General features: G+C 44.4%; 9 protein-coding genes. All 9 read left to right on the top strand.

What is annotated here, in order from left to right; genetic code table 11:
- The first annotated feature begins 55 nt into the window (after positions 1-55).
- Positions 56-2272 carry an AAA family ATPase gene (locus B8V81_RS05105; protein ID WP_084136591.1) on the top strand — a complete coding sequence of 739 codons (2217 nt, stop codon included), beginning with the start codon at positions 56-58 and terminating at the stop codon, positions 2270-2272.
- 221 nt (positions 2273-2493) lie between these two features.
- Positions 2494-5178, top strand: coding sequence for a DEAD/DEAH box helicase (locus B8V81_RS05100; RefSeq protein ID WP_084136594.1), 2685 nt, complete (start codon positions 2494-2496; stop codon positions 5176-5178).
- A 224-nt stretch (positions 5179-5402) separates the two neighbouring features.
- Positions 5403-7931, top strand: coding sequence for a DEAD/DEAH box helicase (locus B8V81_RS05095; protein WP_228030105.1), 2529 nt, complete (start codon positions 5403-5405; stop codon positions 7929-7931).
- A 54-nt stretch (positions 7932-7985) separates the two neighbouring features.
- Complete coding sequence (locus B8V81_RS24700) at positions 7986-8540, top strand: hypothetical protein (RefSeq protein WP_146000456.1); 555 nt, start codon at positions 7986-7988, stop codon at positions 8538-8540.
- A 125-nt stretch (positions 8541-8665) separates the two neighbouring features.
- Positions 8666-10459, top strand: a complete 1794-nt coding sequence (locus tag B8V81_RS05090; protein ID WP_028597596.1) for an McrB family protein — start codon at positions 8666-8668, stop codon at positions 10457-10459.
- Positions 10456-11796, top strand: a complete 1341-nt coding sequence (locus tag B8V81_RS05085; RefSeq protein WP_084136603.1) for a 5-methylcytosine restriction system specificity protein McrC — start codon at positions 10456-10458, stop codon at positions 11794-11796. The genes B8V81_RS05090 and B8V81_RS05085 overlap by 4 nt, the downstream gene beginning before the upstream one ends.
- A 317-nt stretch (positions 11797-12113) precedes the next feature.
- Entirely contained in the window at positions 12114-15197 is a 3084-nt protein-coding gene (locus B8V81_RS05080) for a DEAD/DEAH box helicase (protein WP_164820093.1), read from the top strand.
- Positions 15194-16570 carry a phospholipase D-like domain-containing protein gene (locus B8V81_RS05075; protein WP_028597598.1) on the top strand — a complete coding sequence of 459 codons (1377 nt, stop codon included), beginning with the start codon at positions 15194-15196 and terminating at the stop codon, positions 16568-16570. The genes B8V81_RS05080 and B8V81_RS05075 overlap by 4 nt, the downstream gene beginning before the upstream one ends.
- Positions 16567-18606 (top strand): hypothetical protein, encoded by a 2040-nt coding sequence (locus B8V81_RS05070; RefSeq protein ID WP_028597599.1) that lies wholly within the window; start codon positions 16567-16569, stop codon positions 18604-18606. The genes B8V81_RS05075 and B8V81_RS05070 overlap by 4 nt, the downstream gene beginning before the upstream one ends.
- The last annotated feature ends 13 nt before the right edge of the window (positions 18607-18619 follow it).

The following is an 18619-nucleotide window of genomic DNA, read 5'->3' as shown; positions in this document are numbered from 1 at the left end:
GGACATCTATTTTAGTTACGCCTTTTTTAATTAACGTTTACGGGGTGAAAAAGTAATGATTAAAGAAATTTCCATTAAGAAGATAGCGACTTATAATAATTCAGGTGTTATCTTTAGTGGATTAAAGAAAATTAATTTTTTCTACGGTTCTAATGGAAGTGGGAAAACTACATTGTCGAATGCTATGAAAAATATTGAAAACTTCACGGATTGTAATATTGATTGGGCATCACAGCCATTAAAAACATTGGTATACAACCAGAAATTTGTGGAGGAAAATTTCCATCAGGATTCGAACATCAAGGGTATATTCACCTTAGGTAAGGAGTCAACTGAAATAAAAAATGAAATTACTGAAAAGAAGAGGCTTGTTGATAAGTTTGACGAAGAGATTCGTAGAATGCGCACTAACTTGTCCAATAAAGAAGAGGAATATAACGCGAATGAAAATGAATTTATAGATGATTGCTGGGAATTAAAAAGGAAATATGATAATGAGTTTTTACAAGCTTTTTCAGGAGTGAGAAATAATAAAATAAACTTTATGAATAAATGTAAACAGTCGCATTCACTTGAAGTTCAGCAATGTGATTTTGAGGATTTACGTGTTCGTTCAAATAAATTATTTAATGGAAGTTTAGTGAAAATCCAAACGCTTCAATCGATAAAAAATGATGAACTGAACGCTGCTTGTTCAAGCGAGATATTCCAAAAACAAATTGTTGGTAAGCAGGAGGTCGATATCGCAGCTCTCATTTCTAGACTGGCTTTAAGCGATTGGGTAAAAAAAGGATATGACCATGTACATAATTCAGATGGAATGTGCCCTTTTTGTCAACAGTCATTGCCGGATGGTTTTATACATCAATTAGAAGAATATTTTAATGAAACTTATGAAAATGAAATGAAGGAACTAGCAAATAATGTTGATCAATACATGGAAACTTATAGCAATCTCGAAACTTCAATCCAGGACCTATTGTTAAATGAATTACCGTATATCGATAAGGAGAAGATTAGTCAACAATTTGAACTAATCAGATCGAAAAATGAAATCAATCTCGAATTAATTGAACAAAAACGAAAAGAGCCGAGTAAGGGAATTGTTTTAGTTCCTGTTCATGAGTTTATAAAAAATATAAATCTGGAAATCGAGAGAATAAATCAGGAGATCCAAGCACATAACAGGTTGGTTGATAACCGAGCCCAGGAAGAACAACTACTAAAGGATGAGGTATGGAGATTCATAGCAAATGAAAATCTGCATAATCACGAAAAATATGTACGAAAAGAATTTAGTATCAAGAATGCAATAACCGGGATAAAAGATGGTATCACGTCAAAAACATCTGAGAAAAATAGATTAATTTCCGAAATCGAAGGTTTAGAGGCACAAATCACAAGTGTAACTCCATCCATAAATGAAATGAATCGTCTGTTAAAGGCGTATAATTTTACAAATTTCAAATTTGCACATACTCAAAATCAGGGGAATTATCGTTTGATACGATCTACTGGAGAAGATGTAAATCAGACTTTAAGTGAAGGAGAAAAAACATTCGTAACATTCCTATATTTTATGCATCTGTTGAATGGAAGCAATAACAGAGATCTTATTACAGAGAATAAAGTAGTTGTGATTGATGATCCAATTTCTAGCTTGGATAGTAATGTACTATTTATCGTTAGCAATCTCATTTTGAAACTTATTGATGATATTAGGAACAATAGAAACAATGTCGTTCAATTATTTGTTTTAACCCATAATGTTTACTTTCATAAGGAAGTAACCTTTGATAAAAAGCGATCAAAAGGCGGAAAATTACACGATGAAACCTTCTGGATTATTAGAAAAGTTAATAATGTTACAGATGCTCAGCCCTATGATACAAATCCAATAAAAACTTCATATGAATTAATGTGGCAAGAACTTAGATCCGCAGCACAGAGCAGTTCCACAACAACGGTTCAAAACTTGATTCGTAGAATTATAGAAAACTATTTTAAAGTATTTGGTAATATTAGTGAAGCTGATATTCTGAAAAAATTCGAAGAAGAAGAAAAGGTATTATGTAAATCGCTTTTATCCTGGGCAAATGATGGGTCCCATTTTGCAAGCGATGATATATATATTGAACATCCGCTAGATACAAATGCAAGGTACCTTAATATATTCGAGAAGATATTCAAGGTTACAAACCATCATGCACATTACAAAATGATGATGGGTATTGAGGAAGCGAATGAGATTCCTCAAGCGCAGGTATCATAATCACTTTAGTTTTTTTAAAAATATATACAATGAAACTTACCCAAACAAAGCGGGTTGCTTTGTTTGGGTTTTTTTGTATTTCCACAGGACTTATTGCCTATATTGTCGAATTATCAATAAAGGGATTTTATTCCACAGGAACGTATATTCGATGACAACCTATTGTCTAATCATTATGTTTAAATAGGATCAACAGACATTAGCGATGGAGGGATTAGGTAATGGCATTTCTGAAATGCTCGGAATGCACCAATATGCTAAAGGCAATTCAAATTTCCAATAAAATCAGCCAAGTTGGGGAGCAACGATTACTTGAATATTCGCCAACCGGGATTAAATGCTCAGACTGGACTCCCGTAATTGAAAACCTCCGAGGATTCGCAGAAGGAATTTACTGTCCGTCTTGTTTTGCTATCGTTCCTCTAGAGAAAGAAGAATTTGTACTATGTGAGGATAACCGAATTCCTGGCGTCGTAAGTCATGAATTTTCATCAGAAGATGTACTGGATAAGCTGAAGAAGTTGGGCGAGGAAGAGGCCGCTGAGATTTATGTACATACACTTCCTGCCAAAGAGGCAACTTTTGCAAATATTCCTGAATCTACACCGGAGCCCATTAAGGACGCCTTATATCGAATGGGAATTAAGCAGTTATATTCACACCAAGCAGAAACGGCCGATGCAGTCCATTCTGGTTCTAATGTTGTCTTGGTCACTTCAACGTCATCCGGAAAGACGTTGTCCTATAACCTGCCGATTCTTAGTCGTTTATATAACCATCCCGAAGAACGTGCGTTATACATATTTCCAACAAAAGCGTTAGCAAATGATCAGTTAGATCAAATTAGGCGTTTTGGCTTACAACAGGCGGAGAATCCTTCTTCCCTGGATGAGTGGTTTGAGACCCAGTTGCATTTGGGAGATCGTCTGATTCATATTGGCCGGCTGGATGGGGATACCGAGAATGGGCCGCGGCAGCGAATCATGGAAAAAGCACAGGTATGGATGACGAATCCGGATATGATTCATTACTCCATTCTCGGGCAAGTTCAGAAGGTGAAGTATGCGACCGCGCACCACATTCGAAATTATCTGCGGAACCTCAAATTTATCGTGCTTGATGAGATGCATATGTACCGAGGTACATTCGGAAGTCATGTCGCATTGGTACTCAGACGCCTGCTTAAGGTTTGTCGAGAACTTGGTAATACTCACAACATCCAGATTATTACGAGCTCAGCAACGATTGAAAATCCTATTAGATTAGCAGAGGATCTTACAGGTCTTAGCGGATTCACCCTCATCAATACAGATGGTTCCGCCCATCAGAAAAAGGGGATCGTCCTCTGGAATCCCGGTATGTCAGCCGATGAACAAGTCCGCCGCGCGCCTTCTACCGATGCCATTACGATGGCGAAACAGATCATGACTGTTGATCAGAAAGTGATTAAGAGCATCATTTTTCAACCTTCTCGCAGTCAGACTATGGTATTTACCCGTTATATCAAAGACGTCTTGCGCCAGCCTCTCCGACTACCAAAAGAGAAAGTGGAAGGAGAAAAACTCGCGGCATTTTATACCGGAATACTGCCGAATGATACTCGGAAACGGATTATTGAGAGACTCAAGTCCCACGACATTCATGTCATTATTACTACCAATGCCCTTGAAGTCGGGATTGATATCGGTGATTTGAGTCTTGCCGTTCTTGTTGGTTATCCCGGATCGAAAGCGGCTTTCTCCCAACAGATCGGACGTGTTGGCCGCAAAGGCGAGGGTGTTGCCATACTGATCTGGCAGGATGAACCGCTTCAGCAGTATTACATGCGTAACCCGCTTGAATTTATCCATAAAGCTCCCGAGGTAGTTAGGATTAATCCAACAAATTACAAGTTGTTAGCCATGCACATCCCGTTACTAAGAGAAGAGCTCGGGAGAGAAGTCACGAAGGAAGACTTGCAGGACATGTTTCCTGGATTACTCGAAGATTATATTGAGACTGTACTGCAAGTAGCTGCAACAGCTAACGATGAGGCGACCGTTGATGACAAGTTTAGTCTTCGATCAATGTCTGGTAAAAATTACAGCGTAACCATTCGGGGACAAAATCAAACGATAGTAGACAGTTTGGATGAGTGGAGTGCTCTTCGTGATTTTTATGAAGGCGCGATCTATTGGACTCCTGGAGAGAAAGGCTATCGAGTAGACTCTATCAATCGCAGAAAAGGTGAAATTATTGTATTGCCTATTCAGGAACTAACCTATTACACTCAATCTACTTATCGCGATATCATCGATATTATGCAGACTTATCAGAAGCAACACATCGAAGGAATCGATATGGCTTATGGTGAACTGGAGATTAAGCGGAGTGTCTTCGGTTATAAAAAAGTTTACTTCGGACAGAAGCATGAGTCTGAGCAGGTTCAATTGGATCATCCGTCCGTCACCCGATTCACTCCGGAAGGAATGTGGGTTACACTAACGGATTCTCAATGGAGCCAATTGAAAAATGGCATTCAGGAGTTAGCGGATGAGGGCAGATCCATCGACTTATTGGCTGAAGCTTCCCTTCACGCTGCAGGTCACGCTATGACTTCGGTTATTCCTGACCTCATTATCTGCGACGCTAATGATTTTACAGGGTTTTCGGCGAGCGGGATGACGGCTTTTGCCAATAGACCTGTTATCGGCTTCTATGGCGAGAACGGGTCCGGTCTCGGGACCATCGAAGCGATCTATGAGAAACTTCCGCAAGTGCTTCGAAAGGCTCTTGAACTTATTGAGAGCTGCCCTTGTGCCGAAGGATGTCCTAGCTGCGTGCAGCTCCCAGGTAAAGGGAATATTGAATTGTTCAAACCTGGAGCCAAAATGCTGCTGAAGATTTTGATAGAAGGGAACGATTAAGAATGCCTGTAATCTGTTCCGCTTGCGGAGGCCAAAGACCTTACGGGGACTTCATTCAAATCAGCTATAAGGCGGATCCAAAGGGCTATTACCGTAAGATCCATCAACGGGCAAACGGGATTCGAGTTTCAGAATGGCGCTCCCTTGAACCCGATACGGAGTCCTATATAAACAAACCATCCGGCGTTTATTGTTCACATGATAGACATTCAATCTTGGACGACATGCTGACACCGGAAGAAATGGAATTGCTCACAGACCGAAGACTTCCTGTTCAACATGTATTCGATAGTGAAAAACTCGTCCAGAATTTGCTCGAACTCGGAACTCGTATTCGAAGTGACGTCCACGTGCATCAAATTGACGCCAACCAAGGCGCTTATGCTGACCAAATCCTTATGCCCAGTTGGCTGCAGCGGAAGCTTCATTCTCTGGGGATTAATAAACTGTATGAGCATCAAGGGGAAGCTATACAGAACATCCGTGAAGGCAGAAATGTCGTTCTCTGCACGAAAACCGCATCTGGAAAATCATTGGCGTACAATGTTCCCATCATCGAAAAATTGGTTGCTGATCCGAATGCCTGTGCGCTTTATTTGGCCCCGTTCAAGGCATTAGTCGAGGACCAGTACGCTCACTTGAAAAAATGGGCTGATGATGTAGAAGAGCAGGGGAATCAAATCTCGCTTAATGGATTTTCTCGATTCTCTGTTAATGGACAGCAATTATCCGTTGGGGTTCTCCACGGGCAACGTAACGTTCCAGAGCATATGAGAAAAGATCAGGCATCTAGCTTCGTGTTCTCTGAGGGGCGCTATTGGCTGACCAACGTACACTATCTGCATTTAATTCTTCAAGGTGCAGGTTCGCCTAAGGGAAAAGGCCCCCAACTGTTGCGCTTTCTGCAAAATCTTCGGTTTGTCGTCATTGATGAGCTGCATCAATACTCAGGCTTGTTAGGTTCAAAGGTTTCTTTGGTCCTTCGCAGATTAAGAATGTTATGTGACAGGTTGGGAAATAAAAACGTCCAGTTTATTGCCTGCTCGGCTACAATTGCTAATCCAAAGTATCTAGCTGAAGAATTAACAGGAATGCGTGGAATGAAAGGATTTCATGAAATATCGGGAGTACAAGCGCCAGTAAAGAAGAAAGCGATTTTGATGTGGAATCCGGGCTTATCAGACGTTGAGCAAAAGAAAAGGGCCGTTGTTTCCGATCTCTATGAGATTCTGCGCACGATCTACAAGGATGGAAGATGGCCGAGAAGTATCATTTTCACAAGCAACCGCCAGCAAGCCCAGCTTTTAAGTCGTGAAATAAACATGATACTGCGCAGCCACCTTCATGATCATGGCGGGCTTTCGGCAGACGAACCACATGAGTTTTTTCTGCCGTACCATGCATACCTCACGCAAGAAGTTAAAGAACGAACCATACAAAAACTTGAGCAAGGCGAGATCCTTGGAGTGGTCACTACTAGCGCCCTAGAGGTCGGAATTGATGTGAAGTGTCTGGATGTATGTATCTTACTCGGATACCCTGGCTCCCAGGCTTCCTTTTGGCAGCAGGCTGGACGAGTGGGACGCAGCAGAGACGGTGTGGTGATTATGATGCTTCAGGAAGAGCCATTGCAGCAATACTTTGCCCGCAACCCTGAAGAATTCTTTACGCTTTCGCCTGAATCTGCGGCGATCAATACAACGAATCCCAAGCTATTAAAGGAGCATCTCGCATACGCGGCTCACGAACTGGGAGGGACGTTGACGAATGCTATGAATTATGTTCGCTCTTCGGCGCTTCGCAAGGTGGTTGCGGAAGCAAGCGACCAGTGGCAGCAGATTGAAGGGAAACTACACTATCAAGGAGAAACACCCCGGTATCAAACTTTGTTCACTATGGGCGATACCTATACGGTTGTAACCAAGAACGGGTGGAATGAGGACATCCTATTTCAAAGTGTGGACGGACGTTCCTTGATTCGAGATTATCATGTAGACGCCGTATTTCTGGGACCTGACAATCGTACCTTCTATAAGGTCAAGTGGGTCAATAACAAGCAACGCAAAGTGGTTGTAGAGCCAGTAAGAACGGATTATCATACTCGCGGAATTGTTCGTGATAGCATTGAAATCCATGATGTTACCAATCCTCTGATAAGTGACGCGGCGATCAAATCCAATCTTGGAAGCATCATCGTAAAACGAAGCACATTTGGCTACAAAAAAATCTATAATCACGGCGCAATGCCTCTCGAAACCGTACAATTAACAAACACATACCCTGTCAGTTTCCAAACAGAGGCATTTTGGCTGATGTGGGACCACCAAGGAAGGAATGAACTTAGAGGTCTGCTCAAGGATGTGCAGAATCGCGAATCCATTGACTTGGAGACCCTGGTTGAGGGAAGCCTTCATGCCGTTGAACATGCCATAGCATCTGCGATACCGGCTGTTGTAAGGTGTAGTATGGCTGATTTTCAGCACACCTCTTTTTATTCTGGCTCGGCCTTGTTTGGAATGCCCGGGATGTTCTTCTACGACAGCCAAGCAGGAGGCGGTTCGGGTATCGTCGAGGTTGTTGCGGAAAAGTTCGGGGTTCTCTTGGATAAAGCCCAACAGATCATTAGCAGCTGTGGTTGTTCAGACGGCTGTCCATCGTGCATTCAGTTATTTCATTGTGAAAAACAGAATGAGCCGCTGCATAAGGTTGGGGCTTTGTTGGTAATCAACCATTTACGAAAATCTTTCGGATAAAGGGAGCTTAAAGCCATCTTAGTCGCGGCACATTAACCCCAAGGAGTGAGGAATATGGATAAATTCCGGGCTTATGGCCAGTTTCTCAAAAGAGGTGAACATATATATCGTACATCCGCCCATCTTCAGTGGGGAGACTCAACGAAATCTTTAGGATGTTGTGTACTACTTAACCCGGGGTCAGCCACGTTGGAAAAAGTCGCTCCTGAAGTATACTCTCGTTTATTAGCAGATGGAAAGGCACATGGCCAAGTTATTCCTGATCCAACCATGATTCAATTGGCCACGTTATTGGAACGAATTTTTGGACAATCCCTAGAGGGGCAGTTTCAGATATATAATTTGTTCTGGCTGCAAAATACAGACGATCAAGATGCAATAGAGCAATACGTGGAACTTGTTGCAAGAGAGGAATTTCAATTCGATGAGTCATTGATTGAATTGGTCGAGCTGAAACAACATCCATGGGTTCTCCTAGGTTGGGGAGTGAAAAAGCACAAAAGACATTGGCATCCTTTTGTCCAAATTAAAGACAAATGGGTCTCATTAATTCAGACCTCGGGCGTCCCTTGCTTTGGAAAGGAGCACCCCAAACAAAAGTCAGGATAGTACTACTATCATCCGTGCCCTCAGATTCCAACCCACCGGCCACAGATTATAAATGATTTGGAAGAGATATATTATCGCGATGTATGGCATTTATTTAAAAATCAACAATAGTGAGGATGAAATTCATGGCACAATTTAAAGAATGGGATACCACCGCCGTTTATCGGTATGCAGATCAATGGAAAGGGAAGAGTCTCATTGATGGCACATCATTGCTTTGGCCGTCTGAGCAAATTTGGACCACAGCGAATTTGAATGCATTTAAAGCTTGCTTTATAGAGAATGTAGATGAATCATCAGAGATCTTTGAGAACAAACTGCAAGGGCAACTGAAGGGTCAGAAGCAAGAGGTTGTTCAGCTTGCATGCGAACTCGTCTATCTCTACTTGCTGTTTCCCTCCACGATTACATTTCGAAGAAAAAAAGAACTTCTGAATACGATTGCATCATTTGCCGGACTTACATTGGACGATCAGAATGAGGCGCTGACAGCATTGGAGCCTGGCATAGGCGGACCGGGTATCGCCTACAATACAAGACGTTATTATGAAATACGTTATATAGCTATGTTCGCAGATGCGGTTCTGCAGAAACCTGAAAATGACCGGATTATGTTTTTATCCGACCATATCAAGGTACGAAATATGCTCGATACTATAAAGGAGGACACGAACCCGCTATCCCGACATATTATTTTGCACCTCCTATACCCTGATCAATATGAAAGAATGGCGAGTCAGGGTCATAAGCAACAGATTGTTGAGGCCTTCCTGGAAATTCTGGATGAAGACTCCGTGCCTGAAGATATTGATGATCGCATCCTGGCTATTAGAACAAAGCTCGAAGACATTCTTGGAGAAAAGGATCTTGATTTCTATCGAAGTCCACTCGTTGAATGTTGGGATTATAGTGACCATGATTCGGAGGTTCTACCCATTCAAGGGCTGCAAATCAAGAAGCAGATTGTTTTGTATGGACCTCCGGGAACCGGGAAAACTCATGAAGCAAAGCAATTAGCCGGACAGTTTATTCGCCAAGAGACTTTACGCCTGTGGGGAGCGGGGGAATTCTTTAAAAAGCAAGAGGATGTGAACAAGCTAGTAGAGCGGAGGATTCGCCGTGTACAATTCCATCCGGGCTATGGATACGAAGATTTTATACGGGGGATGCAGCTTGAACAGAATCGGACCGTTTATAAAAAAGGCGTGTTACTACAGGTCTTAGAGGAAATTGAAGCAGCGGAAGCCGGAATCGGTAAAGGCTTGCCTTATGTCCTCATTCTCGATGAAATGAACCGTGCGGATCTCAGCAAGGTGTTGGGAGAGTGCTTTTCCTTAATGGAGGATCGTGAAAGTGCTGTGCTGCTTGCCGGTCAAGATGGCCAACCATATGCGCTAACTGTACCTGAGAATCTATATATTATTGGAACTATGAATTTGATTGACCAATCGCTGGAACAAGTCGATTTTGCGCTTCGCCGTAGATTTCTCTGGTTTTTCCGAGGATTCGATCGTAATGATCTAGTCACTCTACTGAAGGGAAAATGGGAACGTTGGCCACAGAAGTATGGAAAACCTCGTAAATGGAACCGTGTGGAGGATGAATTTGAACTTCTAGCGGACCGTTGCGTCCAGTTGAATCATTTAATAGCTGGGCATGAACATATGGGACCGCTTTATGTCATTGGTCATACCTATTTCAGTGACGTGGTTTCATTTGCCCAGAAGTATATTTATTCACAACCGGGCGTTCAGCAAGTACTATGGAACCGGAATAAGCAAGCTCGTGGGCCTGTAACTGCTTTGTGGAATTATTCGTTGGCTCCGTTATTGGAGCAGTATTTATCCGGGGCCGATTTATACAATGGAAAGCAATTTATGGAACAAGCGAAAAGCACTTTCCTGTGGGGGAAGGTATGAAGTCCGCACAAGGAAGAACAGAAATCATTGCAAATGACTTATCTGAGATCGGATTAATAAATGATGATGAGAAGATATGGTTGCAGAATTTGTGCCTTTATCTCGATAAAGAACTGTTCACAATTCGTCTCACTGACAAATCGGATGATGAGCCGGTAATTGAATTTCGCCACGGACGCTGGTATGCCGGAAGGTATGTTGGAGAGATCCAATATATGGGGAGAACCCTGCGTATAACACCACGTTATGAAAGCTCTTTTCACCGCTGGATTAGCACTATATGGGGAGTGCGAATGATTCAGAGTAAGGGCTCCTATCGTAATGCGAATATGTGGCTGTGGGAGCTAATAGCCCGAATTTGGGGTGAGCAGCTTATCCGTGGAGCCAAGCATGGGTTACCGTATACTCGAATGGAAGAAACACTGAAGGCTCCATCTCTACGCGGTCGTATGAAAGTTATGGAAACGGCTCTAGAGATAGGCAAGGGAACGAATCGACTTGCAAGTCTATCCAGGTCCAAGGTTGTTCATCCTGACATTGCGTACATACTCAGCAACGGTTATCGAAGAATTAAAAAGGAACTGGGGCATCGAAATGCACATAACTGGTTGTCCGACAGAGGAAGGGAAATCATTGGCCTTTTACTCCAATCCGAAGGATGTAGAAACTATAAGACCATTTATAAAATTCCCAAAATTAAATATACCCCCATCCTGGAATCCTATCGCCCAGTTGTTGATTTGACTTTGAGGATTTTGCAACAAAAATCATTCGGGGTCTCTTCGAACGGTGCCCAAGAAGTAACAGGAACCCTTCTGGATATGGCCGAAATTTGGGAGCTTTATGTTTATCATCTTCTAAGAAATGCTCTAGCAGGGGTAGAAGTGATTCATACTGGACGAGTTAGAGAAGCCGTTGGCCACTTATTTGTAAACGGAAACGGCAAGAAGCTAGCTGCTCTAAAGCCGGATTTTATTATACGGAGGCCATCTTCGAAACAAGTGCTAGCGGTAGTCGATGCAAAATATAAGCACACTTTTGTAAGTTTATCAAAACCAACGGGTTTGGAACGGAATGATTTGTACCAGATTCATGCGTACATGGATGCTTTCTCCGATCAGGGGTATTCGGCTCCGGGTTTTCTGGTTTATCCGGATGAAAAAGATGCTGAAATTCGGCGATATCAACAAGGGAATCCGTGGTTCTCATCTCAACTGAAAAGCAATCTTTATTTTTATGGGGTTAATGGTGAATTAGGCGAAGAGGATTCGGATAACGGGCTGACCCCATCAGAAGAGCAATTCTGCATGGGAGTTCGAGAATTGCTGGGGAATTAGTAGTGAAGAGGAGGGCGAAAAATGAAAGGCACAATTTTGATACCCTGTACATCCTGGTTACGATAAAGCGTGTTTGTTTGGACTGATCCAGTACCTTATAGCCACTGATATCAGAAAGTTCATAACCATACGAGACTTTGTAACAGAGGACGTAAAGACATATTATTCCGATCCAGAAGGAATTATTATTTTTTTTGTCGAATAGACTAATGGTTTATTATATCATTAGAATCGACTGTATTAGATGGGATGACGGTTACCCAAGGGTAACCGTTTTGTCTTAAATACAAAAAATGAAAGTAAACTGGAGGATTTACATGGTAAACAATGGTTGGCTTGACCAATGCAATGTAACTGCTTTACTTGAGCTCAACCCACGCTTTACTTTTAGCGAGGTATTGCACAATCCTTCTGGCAAATCAGCTTTAGTGTATCAATACCGACTGGATGCTTCATTGAATGAAGATGTAGCTTGGAATGATTTCTATATCCAGATGGATATGCTGAAGCGCCTTGAACAAGTAGGTGCTCTTTCACTTCTCTCTTACGGGCAGCATAGGATTGATGAGGGAGTCTCCTCTTATTTTGTAGCAGTGGAGAAGCCATCACAATTTCGACGATGGGATCAGGCCTATCCTGACATCTTGAGATTAGATTTATCCAAGAGGATTCGCATCTGGATGGATCTCGTTGAGCATATAGCACAAATCCACGGCATTTTATCTTATCATGGGCGGCTCTGTCCTGAGGATGTATGGATCGAGTTGGCGGAAAAAGGCGGAACGGCCAATTATATTTTCCCTGGTATACAGCAATGGCGAATGAAGCAATTTTTCTCGTTGGAAGAAGATTGGAGCTGCTGCGCTGACTACACCACGAGGACTTCTATGAAAAAATCGTATCGAAGTGCGTCAGACGATCGTTATGCGTCAGGCTGTTTTCTCTTTACACTGGTGTTTCCGGGAAAGTCGATACCTGATTCGGACCAGGCACTGCATGCTTATGAATCGGAGTGCGATTCCGGGTTGTTCACCATCTTATCGGCTTTGTGGGATTCCGTAAAGGAAACACCACTTTCCGTCATTCTCGAGATGGCCAACCGCTATTTATCCCAGAAGATGGACGAGGTCGTCTGGACAGTAGGCTGGCACGCGGATGAATCGGCCGGTCTGTTGCAGCGCTCTGATCTGTCTCGCGAGGAGTGGGAGCAGCGGTTTGGGACCGATGCAGCGCCTGAATCTTACTTGTACAGTCGATTCGATTCACAGAACCGAAGGATGCTTCTTTATGTTATTGGATCGACTTATGAGTGGATCTTTCAAGTGAATGCGGGCAAACAAGGCGGGCCGGATTTGATCATTCAAGACTGCGGTGAAAAATCACCTTTCGAGAGAGAGAGGGCTAAGGAACGCGCTAAGAGGTTTCGCGGTGGATGGACCTTTGATAGACGATCCGATTCAAAAACATCAGGAATTTCTCTGCTGGAGTATATTAAGAGCGAGTCGATTATGTCGAATTCGAAACGGGCTCAGAACCGGCAGACAAGAGAAGTGTTTGACCAATGGGAGGATGTTTTACGCCTGCAGCTAGAGCGGCTGAATGCGGATGATAAGCGGTACGCATACCGTGAATGGAGGCTGATTGAAGATGGTTCAGTGCTGGAGGTTCAGCTTCTGGTCGAACGGCAACTATCTTTCGCGGCAGGAACGGAAATGATGTTCGTCACCGACAAAGCTCAGCACCCGGCAGGCCGTTACATCCGACAGGAAGGCAATAAGGTTTATTTGGAAACCGTAAGAGATTACGGCTCTGAAGAGCTTCCCGAGCTTGGCGACTTATGCGAAAACACGCAGCGGGAAAAAATTCAGCTGAATCGGCAGCGTCAAGTGCTGCAGCAATTCAGGATGGGGCGCAAAATCAACCGATTGCTTCTAGAGCATTTAGTAGAGCCCGCACATGCGAATACATATCCGGCTTCTACTATAAGCACGTATCAAAATGTAAACCAAGATCAGAAACTCGCGCTTCAGGCCGCTCTGGGTGCCGAATCGATCTTTTTACTGCAAGGACCGCCCGGCACGGGCAAAACGACATGGATTACGGAACTCATGTTGCAAATTTATCGCCGTGAGCCGAAGGCCCGCATTTTGCTGGCATCGCAGTCCAATGTGGCCATCGATCATGCCTTCTCTAAATTTATGAAGATTGTCGAACAGCATGCGCATGAATTCCGCCAAGCGCCTATTGCTGTGCGGATTGGGAATGAAAAGATCGGAGAGAGTGTACAACAGTGGACGATCGATCCGGCTCTTCAGCGTTGGGTCGAGCATCTGGAGGATAATGTGGACGGTAAAATATGGTCCATTATGGATCGAATCCAGGATCCGGCCCGCTATAACCGTGTATTGGACATTTATAACGATTGGAAGACGATGTTCGGCAAAGAGGATGAGATGAAGCCGTTGTTTCTGGCTCAATCTCCGACCTTGATCGGTGCTACTTGTATGGGAAGCTATCCTTTGTACCAATGGGATTTGTCGTTCGATTGGGTCATTATCGATGAAGCAGGGAGAGCAACGCCGCCGGAATCGCTTCTCCCAAGTATCAACGGCAAGAAGGTCGTCTTTGTAGGCGACCACAAGCAGCTTCCGCCGGTTATTGACCGGTTCTTGGATGAAGCCGGAGAGGATAAGTTGAAAATTAACTCGCTGAAAGTCAGCTTGTTCGAAGATTTGTTCAAGCGAATCCATACGGACAGTCGAGCTACCCTTCAGACGCAATACCGGATGCATCCCGCGATTGCACGAATGGTATCCGCGCTATTCTACTCGGATACGCCATTGATGCCGGGTTGTACCGAAGAAGAAAGGGCGTCGGGAATTCACGACTGGAAGCCGATAACCTGGATTCGTACGGATGATCATCAGCAGGCTGCGGAAAAGCAGCTGGGCACATCCTATTTCAATCTAGCTGAGGTCAATGCTGTTCAAAACGCATTGCTGAATTTAGATAAGTGTCTGGGAGATACGGGAACGCGAAAATCAGTGGCCGTTATTACGGGATATATGCCGCAGCGAAATAAACTGCGCGAAGCGATTGATGTATTAAAGCTGGAGCATCTAGAGGTAGAGGTTGACACTGTGGATGCATTCCAAGGACGAGAAGCTGACCTCGTACTATACAGTATGGTGAGGAATAACAGTGAACGCAATCTTGGCTTTCTAAGGGATGAGCGAAGAATGAACGTTGCCCTCTCCCGCGCGAGGGAGCTGCTCGTTATGATCGGAAGTACGGAGATGGCAAGAGGATTAACCCCTCAGCACATCGTCCGAGGGATTTACGACTACATAGCAACCGATCGCGATGCAGCGATTCGTTCCTGGAAGGAGTTGCAGCCATGAAATTGCTGGATCTCGCGCAGCAGCAAGAGTTTGCGATCCCCGGGGCGCGTTTGGTTGCCTTCTATGAGAAAGATTTTCCCGTTTACCGGATGGAGCTGGCTATACGCGTGCGGGGCAAGAGAGGTATGAGCCTGCTAGCGCAATTTGTGCTGCGGTTGATTAAAGAGGAGTTTCATGAGGAGACTGATCTGGCAGACTTTTTCGGTGTGCCGCTGGGGGAACTGCGCAAATGCCTGGGCGAATTATCCGCACTTTCTTATATCATCGAAGTTCCAACCTTGACCGGCCGCATTTACAAAATAAACCCGAAAGGTCTGGAAGCGCTGGAGCTGGACCGAATCGTTACGACCAGGGAAGAGATTTTTACAGTAAAACTGGATGCGATTTCAGGCAAATGGCATCATCTACACTCCATCGGATCTTATGCGCTGCGAGCGGATTCAGGAAATACTCTAAGACCATATGTGCCTGCTCCGACTTTGTATGAGGTATCGCAGCATTTCTCAGAACTTAAGGAACTGTATAAAGACTATAAAAATCGTTACCAGCAAAACGAGAAGACCGAGCTCGATGATATCGTCGGCATTCCAGGCAATGTGTATACCGAATATCAAAGGTTGCGACTGTTGGTGTATCGAACGGAGGAAGGGAAATTTATTTTCCAAGTGTTTGACCGGCATCATTATGCCCCAGAATATTCCGGGCCCTTGGCCCAGATGGCTGAAAGCGGTGTAGAGATCTGGGAGATGACGGAGCTTCCAGCTTCTATTCGCGATGAATTGCCACTGCCGCATCAGTCTGGGACAACCGGACCATATGAGGAGGAAAAGGCGCTGAAGGAGCTGTGGACAGCTTTCGATGTACCGAAGCTGGAAGATCGACCTGAAGTTAACGGGGCTGTATACCCTCTTACTACGACTGAGCATTTTGCTAAGATGCAGGAAGCACTGGAGAATGCGGAGCATACCGTGTACATCGTCAGTCCATGGGTTTCCAACGAGGTAATCGATGAATTATTCCCAGTGATGAAATCGTTTCTGAGAAGGGGCGGCCATCTCTGGATCGGATATGGCTACCCGCATGATGAGGAATATAAGGGCAAGCGAACGGAGAAAGCTGTTAAGCAGCTCAAAGAAAAACTGGCCTCCAATCGATTCCATGCGGTCCGGCTGGGAGATACCCACGAGAAAATACTAATTTGTGACGATAAATTCGCCATCGTCGGCAGCTATAACTGGCTCTCCTTCAGAGGGGACCGTAAGCGCGGGTTTGTCGCCGAGACCAGCCTCTATGTTGGTATTCGGGATGTGGTGCTACAGCTAGTCGAGCGAGTGCGCAGAAGGTTTGATAAGAAAGAAGGCGGGAGTCAGTGACGGAGCGATTAACAATAGAGGCTCTGAAAAAGATAGTGCAAGCTGATGGGGCAGGTGGGCGCAGTTCTGGAGACACGATCAAACTTCTTATCAAAGAAGCTTCATTTGATTGTCTGGAGTGGCTCGTATCAGCTCCGACTGAGCTTGAGAAACGGCAGATTTTCGATGGTGGCGAAATGTCGATAGAAATAAAAAAGTGGAAGAAGGCACCATGGGAGGAGGCGCTGTTTCATCACCTCATTCCGCATATTGTGTTTTATGAGTCGGTGTCCAATTCTAAGTCTGAGCATACGTTAGCCAATTTTCATCGCTCACTCACTCGGGTCCACAGCCGATATCCGGACGATTGGAACCTGTTTATTGATCGACTGAAGACATGGCAGGCATGGTTATGGGGGGCACAGCAAGCTGAGGCTGAATTCCCATATGCTGAGATCAAGACTGGGATAGAGACATACATTGCAAATAAAATTTCCCAATCGGAGAATAAAAAGGTTCAACAAGCACGGAAAAATCTGGATAAATTCCTGTTGGGATTTGAAGAGTGGAGGAGCAACCGCCGATATGGTCCCAGTGAAAGAGTTGAACCAGAGCGGCCAAGCAAGTTAATCGAGCTCGAAGTGTTGAGACAACCAGATTGGTCGCTGCCGGATGGTGAGGACGACTTAGCAAAGTGGTTGAAGTCCCAGGCGGATTTGGTGGTGAAAAGCTTAAAATATCATTACCATGTACAATCAAGTCTAGTTGGCATTGACTATTCTAAGCTTGCGAAGCTAACGTTTGCTATACCGTTCCTGACTGTATATGACAATTCTATTGAGAAGGTATTGGAGGCGATTGAGCTTTATATTCGGTGGAGGAATCCGCAAGACGATGCACTCGATACTAAATCGCCCCGAAGTGAAAGAGCGCTCGGAGTAAGCATGAAAGTGTTGAGCATGTTAGGATTGATGGCGCATTACGATCGTTTCGTGGAGATACTGGAGAAGCGGCTTACACTGCAGGAGATCGACGATGTAGAGGGCTTCGTCAGGTATTTTCATACAGATACAGGATTGCTGGAATATTTGGCATCCGATGCGATCTTGGGCGAGATGTTTGCCGCAGCATTCACTAGTTTGCTTGTGAAGGATGAATTTCCATGGGAGGACGCTTTTACCTCGCATCGTAAAACGGCCTATCGGCTTGTTCAAAAGGCGATTTCCGGCGACCGGCAAGTGGAGCTTATCCTCAATAGATTAGCGGGGCGAATAGGGGAGACGGTAGGGAAATCCCCTTCCTTTATTCGAAGCGGCTTGATAGAGCAGGGAGAACTGGAATGGCTGTTTGTCATCGAACCTCGCAACCTGAGAGGGATGCTGGGCCCTATAGAATTCGTAAATAACAATGAGGAACTGCTGCAGCGAATATTGACAAGTTTTTTGGAGGTTCACTGGTACAAGAGGGACCGAAGCAGCTTGAACGTAATATATTGCCGGTACTGGCAATATGCATTCGAGTACGTACCCGCCTTTCGAGAAGATATACGGTGGCTCGCTTTGTACGGATGCCACGGGGGAGACGCAGCTTACATCAAGGACTGGGTGTTCGAGCCGCAGGTTCAGAACGATATGCTCCACCACCTGAAACAATCTTGGGACAAGCTTCCTTTACAGGGCTTAGAGGCTATTGGAGCTCATTACTTGTCTGACGCCGGGCTGGAGGAGTTGTTGATGGATCTTTACGCTTGTAGGGGAGATCAGATATGGCCTGTTCAGGAAGTGTTGAGAGCATTCGGTTGCAGCATAATCGGAACCGATCACGATGGGAGAGCCCTGTCTTCGGAGCAGCTGCAAAGTATGGTTCGTCAGCACCCAGAACGTTTTGAGCTGGAGACTGCTTTAAGTGAAATGTCCGGTATTACTTTTCGTTACGAGCTCGTGGAACCAGGCTTGCTGATGAAGAACAGTCGTGTCTTGGTTCGCTCTGTCGTACGCGGGGAGATTGAAAACGAAGAAAAGCTGGACGATATATTTAACGGCTTATTCAATCTATAAAATTCCGACAGGG

Origin of the sequence: Paenibacillus pasadenensis, from assembly GCF_002864175.1 — a bacterium.
GTDB lineage: Bacteria > Bacillota > Bacilli > Paenibacillales > Paenibacillaceae > Paenibacillus_O > Paenibacillus_O pasadenensis.
Note: the sequence above shows the minus strand (reverse complement) of the source record. Positions and strands in the feature narration are given on the sequence as shown.

Coding starts and splice junctions, on each gene's coding strand:
- B8V81_RS05105 (WP_084136591.1), top strand. CDS start 56: ATGATTAAAGAAATTTCCATTAAGAAGATAGCGACTTATAATAATTCA.
- B8V81_RS05100 (WP_084136594.1), top strand. CDS start 2,494: ATGGCATTTCTGAAATGCTCGGAATGCACCAATATGCTAAAGGCAATT.
- B8V81_RS05095 (WP_228030105.1), top strand. CDS start 5,403: ATGCTGACACCGGAAGAAATGGAATTGCTCACAGACCGAAGACTTCCT.
- B8V81_RS24700 (WP_146000456.1), top strand. CDS start 7,986: ATGGATAAATTCCGGGCTTATGGCCAGTTTCTCAAAAGAGGTGAACAT.
- B8V81_RS05090 (WP_028597596.1), top strand. CDS start 8,666: ATGGCACAATTTAAAGAATGGGATACCACCGCCGTTTATCGGTATGCA.
- B8V81_RS05085 (WP_084136603.1), top strand. CDS start 10,456: ATGAAGTCCGCACAAGGAAGAACAGAAATCATTGCAAATGACTTATCT.
- B8V81_RS05080 (WP_164820093.1), top strand. CDS start 12,114: ATGGTAAACAATGGTTGGCTTGACCAATGCAATGTAACTGCTTTACTT.
- B8V81_RS05075 (WP_028597598.1), top strand. CDS start 15,194: ATGAAATTGCTGGATCTCGCGCAGCAGCAAGAGTTTGCGATCCCCGGG.